Consider the following 15,973-nt stretch of genomic DNA (forward strand, 5'->3'; position numbering starts at 1 on the left):
CAACGTGTCGGTGGACAACAGCGGCACGATCGACGTGGTGAGCGGCGGCAACGTGGCGGTGGGCGTGTTCGCGCGGGCCGACTACGGCACCGCGAGCGTGACCAACAGCGGCGACATCACCGCATCAGTGGGCAGTGCGTACTACAGCGGCTATGCGGCGTACGGCGTGCTGGCGCGCGGCGCCTACGCCGAGGTCGCCAACAGCGGCAGCATCACCGCCGAGGGCTACTACTACGCGACGGGCATCGCGGCGACGTCGTACTACGGCACCACGGTCCACAACACCGGCGGCAGCATCACCGCCTACGCCTTGGGTGGCGCGACCGGCATCGATGCGACCTCGTTGCTGGGCGACGTGGACGTGGACAACGCCAGTGACATCGAGGCCGTGGGCTTGGTGTTCGGCGCCCGCGGCATCAATGCTGGCGCACTCTACGACGTCTCCGTCGACAATAGCGGCGACATCTACGCGGCCTCGCTCTACGGCTCGGCGATCGGTATCAATGCCAGTGGCCTGTACGTCCCCTATGTCGGTGCCGCGACCGGTGACATCACCGTTACAAATTCCGGCGACATTTCACTGCTGACGTATGCGCCTGGCCAAGGCACCGCCTCAGGCATCAACGCATTCCGCGATTACGGCACGATCGACATCACCAACAGCGGCGACATCAACGTCCTGTCCGGTGGTCGTTCCTACGGCATCTACGCTTCGGTCAAGTACGGCGAGTCGACGGTCACCAACAGTGGCTCGATCACCATGATGTCGCCATACGACGCCGCAACTGGCATCTTGGCTGAGACCGGCCTGGTTTACGGCGGCGGCGACGCCTCCGTGGTCAACAGCGGTGCCATCAGCGTGTCCACCTACTACGGCTATGCCACCGGCATCGCCGCCGGTGCCGGCGGCAGCGTGTCCAAGTACTCGTACGGCAACGCCAGCATCAGCAATTCGGGCGACATCGAGGTGTACGCGCCGTACTTTGCCGCCGGCATCCTGGGCCGCGCCTCGAATGGCGACGTGACCATCAACAACAGCGGCGACATCCTTGCGGTGACCGTGGGTGCGTTCGGCTACGGCGATGGCCAGTCCTTGGGCTTGGGCGGCTGGGCGGTGACCGGTGGCGACGTCAACATCACCAATAGTGGCGACATGCTGGTGGTGGGTTACGTGGATGCGATCGGCATCCGCGCCGAGACCTCCGAGTACCAGCAACAGGTCAACATCACCAACAGCGGTGACATCCATGTCGCGTCCTACACCAACTACGCGAATGGCGTGTACGTGCGGGCCTACTCCGGCGACGCCACAGTGACCAATACGGCTGGCGGCACCTTGGCTGCCTATGGCCCGCTCGCGTTCGGTGTGAATGTGCTTGCCCCTTACGGCGACATCGTGGTCAACAACGCCGGCACGATCTACTCGTACTCGACGCTGTACGGCGCCGGCGTGTGGACCCGCAACTTCTACGGCACCGCGACCCTCAACAACAGCGGCACCATCTCCTCGGAAGGTCGCGACGAGTACCACTGGGCCGTGTTCGGCGGCCAGGGCGTCGACATCATCAACAACCGCGGCATGATCGACGGCGCGCTGGCGTTGAACGCGGGCGATGACGTGTTCAACGGCCTGTCGGGCGGCGTGTGGCACGTGGACAACGAGTGGACCCACTTCGGTGATGGCAACGACGCCATCAACAACGGCAGCGGCAGCCAGATCGTGGTCGACGGCGGCGTCATCCACATGGACGCCGGCGATGACCGCCTGACCAATGCCGGCACGGTCTGGATCGGCTCCGGCGGCAGCATTAGCTTCGGTGACGGCAATGACACCATCGCCAACAATTCCGGCGGCCTGATCCGCCTGAGTGACGGCGCCATCTACTTCGATGGCGGCACGGCGAACGCCTTCGGCAACTGGGGCACGATCAGGGTCGAGGGCTACGGCCTGATCGACATGGGGGTCGGCGCCGGCAACACGCTGACCAACGTCAACACGATCAACTTCCTGGACGGCCACGCCGACGACAGCCTGGCGGTGTTCGGCACCTTGGGCGGGACCGGTTCGCTGGGCATCGACGTGGACCTCGCGGACGAGAGCAGCGATGAGCTGTATGTCGAGGGCAACATGGCGGCGAATGCCGCGCAGCGCGTGGACATCGCGTTCGTCGGGATGCCGCTGGTGGCCAATACCTCGATCGACTTCGCGTGGGTCAGCGGCACCTCCAGCGCCGGCTCGTTCGTGCCGGGCCAGATCCTGGGCTACAACCCCGCGCGCAACTTCCTGGACATCGACTTCAGCATCGGCAGCCGCCTCAACGCGGCCAACACCGCAGCCGATGTGTTCTACGTGAACCTCGACGTGGTGGGCCTCAACGACACCGGCGCCCTTGCGGCTTCGGTGGCATCGGGTGCCGCCGGCTTCCTCAACAGCCAGGTCGGCACGTTCCGCCAGCGCCTGGGCGCCAACCCGTACGGCGATGCCGGCAGCGTGATGAGCGCCTTCGTCCGCGCCTACACGGATGAAGGCGACGTCTCGCCCGACCACGTCGCGGCCAATTTCGGCCAGGGCGGCAACTTCGCCTACAACCAGTCGACCTGGGGCCGCGAGATCGGCGTCAACGCCAACCTGTTCGGCAACTTCCACGCGGGCTTGGTGCTGGGCAATGCGGACAGCCGCCAGCGGCTCACCGGCGCCGGCCACGGCGAGAACCGCATGGATGGCATGACCTGGGGCGCCTACGCGACCTGGTACGTGCCGGAAGGCTTCTACGTCGACCTGTCGGGTCGCTGGATGGCGGCGGACGTCAAGTCGATCTCGGCCGCCGGCACCCTGGTCACCCGTGCCCACACCCGCGCGGTGAGCCTGGAAGGCGGCTACGAGTGGAAGCTCGGCAGCTTCACCCTGGTGCCGCAGCTTCAGTACACCCGTACGGAAGTGCAGGACGTGCGCACCATCTACGGCGATCGCGCGGACTTCATGGCCCATGGCGGGACGTACTCGCGCGGCCGCCTGGGCGTCGAGTTGAACAAGACCTTCACCACCGCCAGCGGGCTGCGTTGGACTCCGTACGGGTCGATCAACGCGATCCGCGAGTTCGATGGCGAGAGCACCTACACCGTCGCAGACAACTTCCATGGCAGCACCAGCCTGGACGGCACCAGCGCGATGGCGGAACTCGGCATCGGCGTGCAGAAGGGCGGCTTCGGCTTCAGCCTCGGGGCCAACTGGACCGACGGCGGCGCGCTCGACGGCTTCGTCGGCGGCCAGGCCGTGTTCCGCTTCGCCTGGTAAACCACGACATGGCCGGGTCCGGCATCGCCGGGCCCGGCTCCCGTCACGCAGTTGGAAGTCACGTGTCGAACGACAACAAGCAGGAAGCACCGAAGGGCCAGGACCTCGAGACCGGGCTCGACGTCGTCGGGGCGGAAGCCCCGGCGCAGGACAAGGCAGTCGCCGCGCCACCCTCCGCGCAGGCCGCAGCAGGCCCGAAGGATCCGACCAAGCTCCGCGTCGACAAGGGATGCTCGCGCGGCCTTGCCGGCTGGCTGGCCCAGCACCGCCTGTCGCTCGCGATCACCTCGTACCAGTCGGGCCGCATCTACCTGGTCGGCAGCGACAAGCAGGGGCGCGTCTCCTTCTTCGAACGGATCTTCGAGCGGGCGATGGGCGTCGTCGGCAACGCGCAGCGCATCTACCTCGGCGGGCTGTACCAGCTGTGGCGCTTCGAGAACGTGCTGCGCCCGAACGAGGTCATCCATGGCCAGTTCGACAAATGCTACGTCCCGCGCAATGCGCAGACCATCGGCGACCTGGACATCCACGAGCTCGGGATCCGCAAGAACGGCAAGGTCGTGTTCGTCAACACGAAGTACTCCTGCCTCGCCGAGCTCAGCCAGACCCACAGTTTCAAGGCGATCTGGAAGCCCAAGTTCATCAGCAAGCTCGCCCCCGAGGACCGGTGCCACCTCAATGGGCTGGCGATGGTCGATGGCGAGCCCAAGTACGTGACCGCGGTGTGCCGCAGCGACAGCGTCGACGGCTGGCGCGACCGCCGTCGCGATGGTGGCGTGGTGATCGACGTGCAGACCGACGAAGTCGTTTGCGAAGGCCTGTCGATGCCGCATTCGCCGCGTTGGCACAACGGCAAGCTCTGGCTCCTCAATGCCGGCACCGGTTACCTCGGCTGGGTCGACTTCGAGACCCGCTCGTTCGTCCCGCATGCATTCGTGCCCGGTTTCGCCCGTGGCCTGTCCATGATCGGCAACGTCGCCGCGGTCGGGTTGTCCAAGCCGCGCAACCAGCGCTTCGAGGGCCTGCAGCTCGACGACGAGTTGAAGAAGCGCGATGCGGACCCGTGGTGCGGCGTGCAGATCATCTCGCTGACCAACGGCGACGTGATGAACTGGATCCGGTTCGAGGGCGACATCAGCGAGATCTTCGACATCAGCTTCCTGCCGAACGTGAAGCACCCGATGATGATCGGCTTGCGCACGCCCGAGATCCGCGATCTGATCACGTTCGAGTCCGAGATCCCGCAGGAGGCATCGACCGCATGAACACGCTTCGTGGATTCGCCATGGCGGGCATGCTGGCCTGTAGCGGCATGGTCGTCGCGCAGGCGGCCAAGGCGCCGATCGCCAAGCCTGTCCGGACCGGTGCCGAAGTCACCTTCGATGCCTGGGACAAGGATCACAATGGCCAGCTCTCGCGCGAGGAGTTCCGTGCTGGCTGGGAGCGCGCGCAGCAGGCCCTGCAGGCCGAAGCGCGCCTGCGCCAGCATTTCTCCACGGTGGACGCCAACAAGAGCGGGGCGCTCGAGCCCGCCGAGTACGCGACCCTCGAGCTCGTGAAGAAGGCCGGGAAGGACGCGCCGATGTCGCGCTTCGATGCGAACAAGGACGGCAAGCTGCAGTTCGGCGAGTACCTGCGGTTGGTGCAGGCGCTCGCGCCCGAGAACGCGGGGGCCGCGAAATGAGCGAGGCGGCCACCAAGCCGCGTGCGGGCCGGCTCGGCGGCAAGGCCGCGCGCGAGGCGAGCATCGAACCGGTGTGGAAGCAGGTAACGCCTGCACTGCGCGATGAACTGGTGGCCTTCTGGACCGCCAATGGCGCGGTATCCGATCCGCAACGCGCCTCCGCCCGCGCGGACGAAGTGGTCTGCGTCGTGCGCGACGAGCAGGGTGCGCTGTGCGGCGCTTGCTCGGTGCAGGTCCGCGTGTTGCCCCGCCTGCGCCAGCCGATGTACTACATGCGCATGTTTTTGGCCAAGTCCGCCCGCGGCATGGGCCAGGCGATCCCGCTGCACAATGCCACCCGCGACGCACTCGCGGCCTACAACCGCACCCTCGAGCGCCCCGAGGCGCTCGGCGTGCTGCTCGAGTTCGAAAGCCGCTTCCTGTCGTCCCGCTTCAAGCAGGCGTACCACCCCGAGGGCGATTCGACCTTCATCGGCTATTCGCCGCGCGGGCTGCAGATGCGGGTTTCCTATTTCAAGGATGCGGTCCTGCCGCCTCCCGCGCCCCTGCCCGCCGCGCTCGGCAGGCGCATGCGGGCTGCCGCCGGGGCGCGCATGCAACCACGCGCCACGCCTGCAAGCTAAGCGATCCGTTCCAACCCGATCCACCAGCGTCCAGCGGCCAGACCGGCCACCATCACCACGGGGAGTTCACCATGAAGATGCAATACAGCCTGTTGAGCCTGGCGGTCGTCGCCGGCCTCGCCGTTGCCGGTTCCGCCGATGCCGCGGCACCGACCAAGGCCGCGGCCGTCAACCGCGCCCTGTCCATCGTCGGCACCAGCCCGGTCGCGATGCGCCGTGCCGGTGGCGATGCCTTCGCCGCCCGCGACGTCATCGTCGATGCGGACGGCACCGAGCACGTGCGCTTCCATCGCACCTTCGGTGGCCTGCCGGTGATCGGTGGCGACATGGTGGTGCATTCCCGCAACGGCAAGCTCGCCGGGGTCAGCCAGACCCTGCGCAGCTCGGCACGTCCGTCCTTGAAGCCGACGGTCAGCGCCGACCAGGCGATCGTGGAGGCGGGTGCCCGCTTCGGCAGCCACTTCCAGGGTGCACCGAATTCGCGCCTGGTGGTCTACGCACTCGGTGCGTCGCCGGTGCTGGCCCATGAGGTCGTGTTCAGCGGCGTCAAGGCCGACCAGACCCCGACCGAGATGCATTACTTCGTCGACGCGCGTTCCGGCAAGTTGTTGAACCAGTGGGACGAGATCCATGTCGCCAAGCCGGGCCCGGGCGGTTCCACCTGCGCGGGTACCGCGGCCACCGGCAGCGGCAAGACGCTGATGATCGGCAATGTCGCCATCACCACCACCAAGTGCAGCGCGACCAGCTATGAGCTGCGGGATCCGACCCGGGGCGGCGGCTACACCACCAACATGGCGATGAAGACCGCCGGCCTCGGTACCGTCTTCACCGACTCCGACAACGTCTGGGGCAACAACCTCACCAGCAACTCGCAGACGGCCGCGGCCGACGCCCAGTACGGGATCGCCACCACCTGGGATTACTACAAGAACGTGCACGGCCGCAACGGCATCGCCAATGATGGCGTGGGCGCCTTGAGTCGTGTCCACTACGGCCGCAATTACGCGAATGCGTTCTGGAGCGATGCCTGCTTCTGCATGACCTTCGGCGATGGCGACAACGGCGCCAGCATCTATCCGCTGGTCTCGCTGGACGTCGCCTCGCACGAAATGAGCCACGGCGTGATGAGCCGCACCGCCGACCTGATCTACAGCGGCGAGTCCGGCGGCCTGAACGAGGCCAACTCCGACATCTTCGGCACCATGGTGGAGTACTACGCCAATTCGGCGGCGGACCCGGCGGATTACGTGATCGGCGAAGAGTTGTTCCCGAACAACGCGAACATGCGCAATGCCATCCGCTGGATGTTCAAGCCCAGCCTCGACGGTGTCTCGTACGACTGCTATGTGCCTAACATCGGCAGCGACGACGTGCACTTCAGCTCGGGCGTGGCCAACCGGTTCTTCTACCTGCTTGCGGAAGGCGCCGTGGTCCCGACCGGTTTCGGCGCAGGCACCTGGGCGAACTTGACGCCGTCCTCGCTGGTGTGCAACGGCAATACCTCGATCACCGGCATCGGCCGTTCCGCCGCCGAGAAGATCTGGTATCGCGCGATCACGGTGTACATGACGGCGAGCACGAACTACGCCGGTGCCCGTGCGGCGACCCTCAGCGCTGCGACCGACCTGTACGGGATGGGCTCGACCCAGTACAACGCGGTTGCGGCGGCATGGAGCGCGGTCAGCGTCAACTGACGATCATCGCGCATGAAACGCGAACGGCCCGCGCAAGCGGGCCGTTTCGTTTGTGCGGCCGGCAATCACGACGAAGCGGCATTCGGAGATGGCGCGCCCGGAGGGGTGAGGGGATGCGCTTGCGAACCATCGGTTCGCGCATCCGTGAACGCCCGAGCGCCTTGCGCGAGGGCCGGCAATCACGACGAAGCGGCATCGGAGATGGCGCACCCGGAGGGGTGAGGGGATGCGCTTGCGAACCATCGGTTCGCGCATCCGTGAACGCCCGAGCGCGGTGCGCGAGGGCCGGCAATCACGACGAAGCGGCATCGGAGATGGCGCGCCCGGAGGGATTCGAACCCCCGACCAATGGCTTCGGAAGCCACTACTCTATCCGGCTGAGCTACGGGCGCGTACCACGCGGCGGCGTCCGCCGCGGACGCGCATTCTCGCACGATTGCCGCGCGGCGTGCCGCTGCTAGGCTAGGCGGATGCCGTACGAACGCGACTTCGCCCCGCTGCCCGCACCCGAACCGCGTTGGCGCGAGCGGCTGCGGCAGTACTGGGCCCTGGTCCGCGGCGACCGCCCGATCGGCTGGCTGCTGCTGCTGTGGCCGACGTGGTGGGGCCTGTGGCTGGCCGCGGATGGCGTGCCGCCACTCTGGACCTTGCTGGTGTTCTCGCTCGGCGTCTGGCTGACCCGTTCGGCCGGCTGCGTGATCAACGATTACGCGGATCGCTGGCTGGATCCGAATGTCGAACGGACCAAGCATCGACCGCTTGCCACTGGCGCGGTGTCCGGCCGGGAAGCGCTGGCGGTGTTCACGCTGTTGATGCTGTTCGCCTTCGCCCTGGTGGTGACCCTGAACCGGCTGACCATCTACATGAGCGTGGTCGGCGTGTTGCTGGCCGCCAGCTATCCCTACCTCAAGCGCTACACCTACCTGCCGCAGGTCTACCTGGGGATGGCGTTCGGCTGGGGCATCCCGATGGGCTTCGCCGCGTTGACCGGCAGCGTGCCGCCGGTGGCGTGGGTGCTGTACGTGGCCAACATCTTCTGGGCCACCGCCTACGACACCTGGTACGCGATGGTGGACCGCGACGACGACCTGCGCATGGGCGCGAAGTCCACGGCGATCCTGTTCGGCGACATGGACCTGGTCGCGCAGGGCGTGCTGTACGCCGGCATGTTCGCCGCGCTGGCGCTGGTCGGGCGCGATGCGGGGCTGGGGCAGGCCTGGTGGGCCGGCCTGGGCGTCGCCGCGGTGCTGGTCGCCTGGCAGTTCGCGATCGCGCGCCACCGCGAGCGCGGCGCCTGCTTCCGCGCCTTCCTGCACAACCACTGGGTGGGGATGGCGATCTTCGTGGGCCTGGCCGTGGACACGATGCTGCGGGGCGGCGCCTCCGGCTGAGGCGCGTCTAGTCCCAACTGCCGTCGACCCGGACGGACAGCGTTGCGCCGGCGCGGCCTGCGATGGCGGTCACGCCACCCGCGCGCAGACCCAGGCATCGACCCGGCGGACGCCCGCGGCGCGCAATGCGCGGGCTGCGGCATGCAGGGTGGCGCCGGTGGTCATGACATCGTCGACCAGCGCGACATGGCCCGGGAGTCCATCGCCCGCGTCCACCCGGAAGGCGCCGCGCAGGTTGCGCTGGCGTGCCTCGGCATCCAGCCGCGACTGCGCGCCGGTGGCGCGGGTCCGCCGCAGCACGCCGGCGAGCAGCGGCACCTGCAGCGCACGGGCCAAGGGCCGCGCCAGCTCCAGCGCCTGGTCGTAGCCGCGCCGGCGCAGGCGCGCGGCGTGCAGCGGCACCGGCAGTAGCGCGTCGGGCCGGTCGGCGGCGGACAGGGCATCGACCATGCATTGCGCCAGCACCCGGCCGGCGGCGAAATCGCCGTGGAACTTCAGCCGCGGCAGCAGCCGATCCGCGGGGAAGGCGTAGTCGAACACGGCATGCACGCGATCGAGCGGTGGCGGCGCGGCCAGGCAGGCGGCGCAGGGCCCGCCGCCCGGGACGGGCAGGGCGCAGCGGGGGCAGGCCGGGCCTTGCCAGGGCAGGGCGGCGTGGCAGGCGGCGCACAGGTCGCGGCGATGCGCGCCGGCTTCGCCGCAGGCCAGGCAACGCAAGGGGAACAGCCAGCGCAGCGGGGCGGCCGGGCAACCGTCAACTTTTCCGGGGATCGATCGGTTGACGGTGCCGGCCATGGCTCCCAGACTGCCGGCTTCGATCGCCACCGTCCGTCGGGGAAGTCCCATGCCTGCCGTCAGCCTTGCGCCCGCCATCGCCTTCCCGGTCCGCCACGACTGGGCGCGCAGCGAGGTCGAAGCCCTGTTCGACCTGCCGTTCACCGAACTCCTGCATCGCGCCGGCAGCGCCCACCGCCAGCATTTCGATCCCGCCGAGGTGCAGGTGTCGACCCTGCTGTCGGTCAAGACCGGCGGCTGCCCGGAGGATTGCGGCTATTGCCCGCAGGCGGCGCGCTACCACACCGGCGTGGAGGCGACCAAGCTGATGGAGACCGAGGCCGTGGTTGCGCGCGCGCGCCAGGCCAAGGCCGCGGGCGCCTCGCGCTTCTGCATGGGCGCGGCCTGGCGGTCGCCGAAGGATCGCGACATCCCCAAGGTCGCGGCGATGATCCGCGAGGTGAAGGCGCTCGGCCTGGAGACCTGCGCCACCCTCGGCATGCTCAGCGGCCCGCAGGCGCATGCGCTGAAGGACGCAGGCCTGGACTACTACAACCACAACCTCGACACCGACCCCGAGTTCTACGGCGACATCATCCAGACCCGCGAGGTGCAGGACCGCCTGGACACGCTGGGGCATGTCCGCGACGCCGGCATGAAGACCTGCTGCGGCGGCATCGTCGGCATGGGCGAATCGCGCCGCCAGCGCGCGGGGCTGCTGCAGGCGCTGGCCAACCTGCCGGCGCACCCGGATTCGGTGCCGATCAACCGGCTGGTGCAGGTGGAAGGCACCCCGCTGCATGGCACGGTCGAACTGGATCCGTTCGAGTTCGTGCGTACCGTCGCGGTGGCGCGGATCCTGATGCCGGCTTCGATGGTGCGCCTGTCCGCCGGCCGCGAATCGATGAGCGACGAGCTGCAGGCGCTGTGCTTCGCCGCCGGTGCCAATTCGATCTTCTACGGCGAGAAGCTGCTGACCACCGGCAATCCCGATACCGAACGCGACCGCGCCCTGTTCGCGCGCCTCGGCCTGCGTCCGATGCAGGTGGAATCGGCGAAGGACGACCGCATCGACGCCTGCACGACCACGGTGCACGCCGGCATCACCGAAGCGGCCTGAGCATGCGGGTGTCGTTGCAGCAGCGCGCGCAATCGCTGCGCGCGCAGCGCGAGGCCGCGCACCGGCTGCGACGCCGGCGCACGGTCGCGCGCCGCGACGGCGTGCGTGCCGAGGTCGATGGCGCGTGGCTGCTGGAGTGCTGCGGCAACGATTACCTGGGCCTGTCGCGGCACCCGGCGGTGGTCGCCGCCCTGCGCGACGGCGCCTTGCGCGACGGCGCGGGCGGCGTGGCCTCGCACCTGGTGAGCGGGCATGCCGCCGCCCACGAGGCGCTGGAACACGCCTTGGCCGACTGGCTGCAGGCGCCGCGCGCGCTGCTGTTCGGCAGCGGCTACCTCGCCAACCTCGCGGTGCTGCAGGGCCTGCTCGGCGAGGGCGACGCCTGCGTGCAGGACCGGCTCAACCATGCCTCGTTGATCGACGGTGCGCGCCTTGCCGGCTGCGCCCTCAAGCGTTACCCGCACGCGGATGCCGGGGGCGCCGCGCGCCAGCTCGCCGCGCATCCGCAGGGCGCCGCGCTGCTGGCCACCGACGGCGTGTTCTCGATGGATGGCGACCGCGCGCCGTTGCGCACGCTGGCCGACGTCGCAGGCGCGCACGGCGCCTGCCTGTACGTCGACGAGGCGCATGCGGTCGGCGTGCTCGGCGACGCGGGTCGCGGCATCATCGCCGCCGCCGGGCTGGGCACCGCCGAGGCGCCTCTGCGCCTGGTCACCTTCGGCAAGGCGTTGGGCAGCGTGGGCGCGGCGGTGGTCGGCGAAGCCGTGCTGGTCGAGCACCTCGCGCAGGTCGCGCGGCCGGGCATCTACACCACCGCGATGCCGCCGGCGCAGGCCGCCGCCACCCGCGCCGCGGTCGAGATCGCGCGCGGGCCGGAAGGCGACGCGCTGCGCCTGCGGCTACAGGCCAACATCGCCCGCTTCCGCGACGGCGCGCGTGCCCGCGGCCTCGCGCTGATGCCGTCGGACACGCCGATCCAGCCGCTGCGCGTCGGCGCCGATGCCGATGCGCTGGCGATGGCCGCCGCCCTGGAAGCGCGTGGTTACTGGGTCGCCGCGATCCGCCCGCCGACCGTGCCCGAGGGCAGCGCCCGCCTGCGCATCACCCTCAACGCCCTGCATGGCGACGCCGACATCGACGGGCTGCTGGTCGCGCTCGATGCCGTGCGCGGGGCGAGCGCATGAGCCTGCACGTCGACGTCATCGGCCACGGCCCGCCGCTGGTGCTGCTGCACGGCTGGGCGATGCACGGCGGCATCTTCGCGCCGCTGGTCGAGGCGCTGCGCGCGCGGCGCACGCTGCACGTGGTCGACCTGCCGGGCCATGGCCACAACCGCGACTGCGGCGTCCCGCTCGCGCTCGAGGCCTGCGCGCGCGCGGTGCTGGAGGTCGTGCCGGATGCGCCGTGGTGCGGCTGGTCGTTGGGCGGGCTGGTGGCGTTGCAGGCGGCGGCGACCGCGCCGGCCCGCATCCCCGCGCTGGCGATGCTGTGCGCCACCCCGAAGTTCGTGGTGGCCGAGGACTGGCCGCAGGGCATGCCGGCCACGGTCTTCCATGGCTTCGCCGACGGCCTGCGCCTGGACTGGCGCGCGACCATCGACCGCTTCATCGCGCTGGAGGCATTCGGGTCCGACCACATGCGCGAGGAACTGCGGATGCTGCGCGACGCCGTGCTGGCGCATGGCGAACCCTCGCCGCGGGTGCTGGCCGAAGGCCTGCATGTGCTGGAAACCGGCGACCTGCGCGCCGTGTTGCCGGGCTTGCGCATGCCCAGCCTGTGGATCGGCGGGCGGCGCGACCGCCTGGTCGATCCGCGTGCCATGGAGGCAGCGGCGCGGCTCGCGCCCGCGGCGCGCTTCGTCGAGGTTGCGCACGCCGGGCATGCGCCGTTCCTCACCCATGCCGACGCGGTGGCCGGCGCGCTGCAGGATTTCCTTGCGGAGTACCCTCACCCCAACCCTCTCCCGCAAGCGGGAGAGGGAGCGATGCAGCCATGAGCGGGCGCGTGTTCGACGCGCGCCAGGTGCGGCGCGCCTTCTCCCGCTCCGCCGCCAGCTACGAAGCCGCGGCCCAGCTGCAGCACGTGGTGGAAGCGCGCCTGCTGGAATCGCTGGACTACCTCGACGATCCGGCGCTGGCGCGCGCGCCGCCCCGGCGCGTGCTCGACCTCGGCTGCGGGACCGGCCGCGCCAGTCGCGCGATGCAGGCGCGCTGGCCGAAGGCGGAGGTCGTCTCGCTCGACCTCGCCTTGCCGATGTTGCGCGAGGGCCGCGCCGCCGCGCGTCCGGGCGGCTGGCTGGCCAACCCGTTCGCGCGCCGCCCGCTGCCGGTGTGCGCGGATGCGCGCGCGCTGCCGCTGGCGGACGCCTCGGTGGACGTGCTGTTCTCCAACCTCTGCCTGCAGTGGGTGGAGGACCTCGATGCCGTGCTCGCCGGCTTCCGCCGCGTGCTCAAGCCGCATGGCCTCTTGCTGTTCTCGACCTTCGGCCCCGCCACCCTGTGGGAACTGCGCGAGGCCTTCGCGCAGGCCGACGACGTCCCGCACGTGAGCCCGTTCGCCGACATCGCCGGCGTCGGCGATGCACTGGTGCGCGCCGGCTTCCACCAGCCGGTGCTCGACCGCGAGGACGAGCGCACCCATTACCCGGACCTGCCGGCGCTGATGCGCGAATTGCGCGCGATCGGCGCGACCAATGCGCTGGCCTCGCGCCGGCACACGCTGACCGGGCGCACGCGGTTCCGGGTCGCGGCCGAAGCCTACGAAGCGCAGCGCGAAGCGCACGGGTTGCCGGCGAGCTGGGAGATCCTCAGCGCGATGGCCTGGGCGCCCGAGGCCGGCACGCCGATCCGCGAGGGCGGCGTCGACGTCACCGCGGTGCCGCTGTCGCGCATCCCGATCCGCCGCCGCGGATGAGCCTGGCCCGGCGCGCGCTGCTGGCGGTGGGGCTGTCGCTGGCCTCGACCCTGTTCTTCACCGCGACCTACGTGTTCAACCGCGCCGCCGCGGTCGATGGCGGGCACTGGGCATGGACCGCGGCCTTGCGCTACCTGTGCACACTGCCGCTGCTGCTGGTGTTGATGCCGTGGCAGGGGGGCACCGCGCCGGTGCTGCGGGCGATGCGCGCGGCGCCCGGTGCGTGGCTGGCGTGGAGCGGGGTCGGCTTCGTCGCGTTCTACATCCTGCTCAGCGTGGCCGCGGCGAGTGGGCCGGCCTGGCTGGTGGCCGGCAGCTTCCAGACCACGGTGGTGGCGGGGATGCTGTGCGCGCCGTTGCTGTACCGCGATGCGCGGGCGCGCATCCCGCGCGCGGCCTTCGCGGTCGGGGTGGTGGTGTTGGCCGGCGTGTTGCTGATGCAGGTCGGGCACGCCCGCGGCGCGCTCGATGCCCACGCGTGGTTCGCGCTGGCCTGCGTGGTGGCGAGCGCGTTCGCCTATCCGCTCGGTAATCGCGGCCTGCTCCTGCACCTGGAGCGCCGCGGCACCGACCTCAACGCGACCCAGCGCGTGTTCGGCATGACCCTGGCCAGCCAGCCGGCGTGGCTGGCGCTGGCGGCGTGGGCGTGGACGCAGGCCGGGGCGCCGCCGATGGGACAGGTCGGGTTCGCGTTCGGGGTCGCGCTCAGCGCGGGAGTGGTGGCGACCATCCTGTTCTTCCAGGCCACCGGCATGGTCCGCGACAACCCGACCGCGCTCGGCGCGGCGGAGGCGATGCAGGCCGCCGAGGTGTTGTTCTCGGTCGCGCTGGGCGCGCTGTTCCTGGGCGAGGCCTGGCCGCACGGCATCGCGCTTGCCGGGGCGATGCTGGTGGTCGCCGGGATCGGCCTGTTCGCCTGGGTGGTTGCGCACGATGCGCGCCGCGGCACGCGCGAGGCCGAGGCCCTGCGCGGCGATCGCGGCGGCTAGCGCGGCGCGGGCGGCACGATGCGGAAGATCGCCCGGTCGCGATAGGGCGCGCCCAGCGGCTCGATCCGGTAGCCGAGCGCCTCGACCCGCGCGCGCACCGCCGGCAGGTGCTTGAGCGGCGTGTGCCAGACCACGTTCGGTTCGCGCTCGGCGAGTTCGCGCGCGAGGTCTTCGTCGTAGGCCGGGTTGAAGCGCGGCGCATCGCGCATCGGCGCCAGCGACAGGCGTTCGACCTCCACCCCGAGTTCCAGGTGCAGTCCGTAACGCGGCAGGTCGTCGATCGCGTTGACCTCGTAGATCTCGCCCGGGACGCGGTCGCGGATCGCGCGCGCCCAGGCCGCGGCATCCTTGGACGTGTCCATGGTCGCGGCGACGAACTTGAGGCCGAGCAACAGCGCCGCCCATCCGGCGATCCAGCCCCAATGCGGCAGCCGGCGGCCTTCCGCGAGCCACTGCCGCGCGACCAGCAGGGACAGCGGCAGGAACAGCGGCAACAGGTACAGCGGCAGCCGTGAACGTGCGAGGCAGAACACCAGCAAGGGCAGCAGGACCCACAGCGCCAGCAGCAGGCCGGCCGCATCGCCAGCGCGGGTCTCGGGTTTGCGCCAGCGGCGCAGGTCCGCGGGCAGGCCGCGTGCCCAGCGCCACAGCGCTGGGGTCCACGGCATGGTGCCAAGCAGCAGCGTGGGCGCATACACCTGCAGCCAGCCGTACCACTCGCCGTGGCGGCCGAATTCGTCGGTGGCGATGCGGTTGTAGACCTCGTCGCCGATGAAGTAGTGCAACAGGCCGGGGTTGCCGTGGACCACCGCGAGGTACCACGGCAGCGCCAACAGCACGAAGACGCCCAGGCCGACGATGTCGAACAGCCGGTGGCGCTCGCGGTCGGCGCGCAGCAGGTCGAAGCCGAGGATCGCCAACAGCGGCAGCAGGGCGGGCGGGCCCTTGGTCAGGAACGCCAGGCCGAACGCGCCCCACATCAGCGCCAGCCAACGCCTGGCCTGCGCGCGATCGCCGAAGCGCGCCTCGACGAAGCCGTGCATCGCCAGCGCCTGGCATGCGGCGAGGAACGGATCGGTGGTGATCAGCTGCGAGGCCGCGAACGGCAGCAGCATCGTCGCGTAGGCCAGCGCGGCGATGCGTTCGCCGCCGGGCGCGACGCGGCGCGCGGTGCGCCAGGCCAGGCCGACGACCAGCAGGTAGGCGAGGGCGGAGGGCAGGCGGGCGGCGAACGGGGTGTGGCCCAGCACGCCGACGCTGGAGGCGATCACCCAGTAGGTCAGCGGCGGCTTGGTCCAGTGCCCGACTTCGTGGTTGCGGTGCGGGTTCAGCCAGTCGCCGCTGTCCAGCATGTTCAGCGCGACGTTGGTGTAGCGCCCTTCGTCGGGGTCCCAGATGCCGCGCAGGCCCAGGCCGGCCAGCGCCAGCACGCAGGCGAGCAGGGCGATCCAGGCGGCGGGCGAACGCAGCAGGCGGGGCATGCGGGA

13 protein-coding genes and 1 tRNA gene are annotated in these 15,973 nt (G+C 70.2%); 11 read left to right on the plus strand and 3 right to left on the minus strand.

Annotation, left to right across the window (positions count from 1 at the left end; all coding sequences use genetic code 11):
• The 5 genes from ON759_RS07960 to ON759_RS07980 all read left to right on the plus strand — a co-directional run.
• Positions 1 to 3,295: autotransporter outer membrane beta-barrel domain-containing protein (locus ON759_RS07960; RefSeq protein WP_271679844.1), on the plus strand; the 3,295-nt coding region annotated here is incomplete at its 5' end.
• A 62-nt stretch (positions 3,296 to 3,357) separates the two neighbouring features.
• Positions 3,358 to 4,560 carry a TIGR03032 family protein gene (locus tag ON759_RS07965; RefSeq protein ID WP_271679845.1) on the plus strand — a complete coding sequence of 401 codons (1,203 nt, stop codon included), beginning with the start codon at positions 3,358 to 3,360 and terminating at the stop codon, positions 4,558 to 4,560.
• Entirely contained in the window at positions 4,557 to 4,979 is a 423-nt protein-coding gene (locus tag ON759_RS07970; RefSeq protein WP_271679846.1) for an EF-hand domain-containing protein, read from the plus strand. The genes ON759_RS07965 and ON759_RS07970 overlap by 4 nt, the downstream gene beginning before the upstream one ends.
• A complete protein-coding gene (locus tag ON759_RS07975) occupies positions 4,976 to 5,602 on the plus strand; it encodes a hypothetical protein (RefSeq protein ID WP_271679847.1) in 627 nt (208 codons plus the stop codon). The genes ON759_RS07970 and ON759_RS07975 overlap by 4 nt, the downstream gene beginning before the upstream one ends.
• A gap of 77 nt (positions 5,603 to 5,679) precedes the next feature.
• A complete protein-coding gene (locus ON759_RS07980) occupies positions 5,680 to 7,299 on the plus strand; it encodes a M4 family metallopeptidase (protein WP_271679983.1) in 1,620 nt (539 codons plus the stop codon).
• A gap of 315 nt (positions 7,300 to 7,614) precedes the next feature.
• Here ON759_RS07980 and ON759_RS07985 read toward each other — a convergent pair.
• Positions 7,615 to 7,691: transfer RNA gene (locus ON759_RS07985), tRNA-Arg, on the minus strand.
• Between the two features lie 78 nt (positions 7,692 to 7,769).
• On the opposite strand from ON759_RS07985, the gene ubiA reads away from it, so the two are divergent.
• Positions 7,770 to 8,690, plus strand: a complete 921-nt coding sequence (gene ubiA, locus ON759_RS07990) for a 4-hydroxybenzoate octaprenyltransferase (protein ID WP_271679848.1) — start codon at positions 7,770 to 7,772, stop codon at positions 8,688 to 8,690.
• Positions 8,691 to 8,759: 69 nt separating this feature from the next.
• Here ubiA and ON759_RS07995 read toward each other — a convergent pair whose 3' ends face one another.
• On the minus strand, positions 8,760 to 9,485 hold the full coding sequence (locus tag ON759_RS07995; RefSeq protein ID WP_271679849.1) for a ComF family protein: 726 nt from the start codon (positions 9,483 to 9,485) through the stop codon (positions 8,760 to 8,762).
• Positions 9,486 to 9,561: 76 nt separating this feature from the next.
• Here ON759_RS07995 and bioB point away from each other — a divergent pair, with 76 nt between their 5' ends.
• Genes bioB through ON759_RS08020 form a run of 5 tightly spaced genes read left to right on the plus strand, consistent with a single transcriptional unit; the run spans position 9,562 to position 14,486 of the window.
• On the plus strand, positions 9,562 to 10,584 hold the full coding sequence (gene bioB / locus ON759_RS08000) for a biotin synthase BioB (RefSeq protein WP_271679984.1): 1,023 nt from the start codon (positions 9,562 to 9,564) through the stop codon (positions 10,582 to 10,584).
• 2 nt (positions 10,585 to 10,586) lie between these two features.
• Positions 10,587 to 11,768 carry an 8-amino-7-oxononanoate synthase gene (bioF, locus tag ON759_RS08005; protein WP_271679850.1) on the plus strand — a complete coding sequence of 394 codons (1,182 nt, stop codon included), beginning with the start codon at positions 10,587 to 10,589 and terminating at the stop codon, positions 11,766 to 11,768.
• A 2-nt stretch (positions 11,769 to 11,770) separates the two neighbouring features.
• Positions 11,771 to 12,580 (plus strand): pimeloyl-ACP methyl ester esterase BioH, encoded by an 810-nt coding sequence (bioH, locus tag ON759_RS08010; protein ID WP_271679985.1) that lies wholly within the window; start codon positions 11,771 to 11,773, stop codon positions 12,578 to 12,580.
• Positions 12,577 to 13,497: a malonyl-ACP O-methyltransferase BioC gene (gene bioC / locus ON759_RS08015; RefSeq protein ID WP_271679851.1), complete on the plus strand. Its 921-nt coding sequence runs from the start codon at positions 12,577 to 12,579 to the stop codon at positions 13,495 to 13,497. Before bioH ends, bioC begins: the two co-directional genes overlap by 4 nt.
• A complete protein-coding gene (locus ON759_RS08020) occupies positions 13,494 to 14,486 on the plus strand; it encodes a multidrug resistance efflux transporter family protein (RefSeq protein ID WP_271679852.1) in 993 nt (330 codons plus the stop codon). The genes bioC and ON759_RS08020 overlap by 4 nt, the downstream gene beginning before the upstream one ends.
• Here ON759_RS08020 and ON759_RS08025 read toward each other — a convergent pair.
• A complete protein-coding gene (locus ON759_RS08025) occupies positions 14,483 to 15,967 on the minus strand; it encodes an ArnT family glycosyltransferase (protein WP_271679853.1) in 1,485 nt (494 codons plus the stop codon). The genes ON759_RS08020 and ON759_RS08025 overlap by 4 nt on opposite strands.
• Positions 15,968 to 15,973: the final 6 nt, after the last annotated feature.

Origin of the sequence: Thermomonas mangrovi (genome assembly GCF_028201335.1) — a bacterium.
Classification (GTDB): domain Bacteria; phylum Pseudomonadota; class Gammaproteobacteria; order Xanthomonadales; family Xanthomonadaceae; genus Thermomonas; species Thermomonas mangrovi.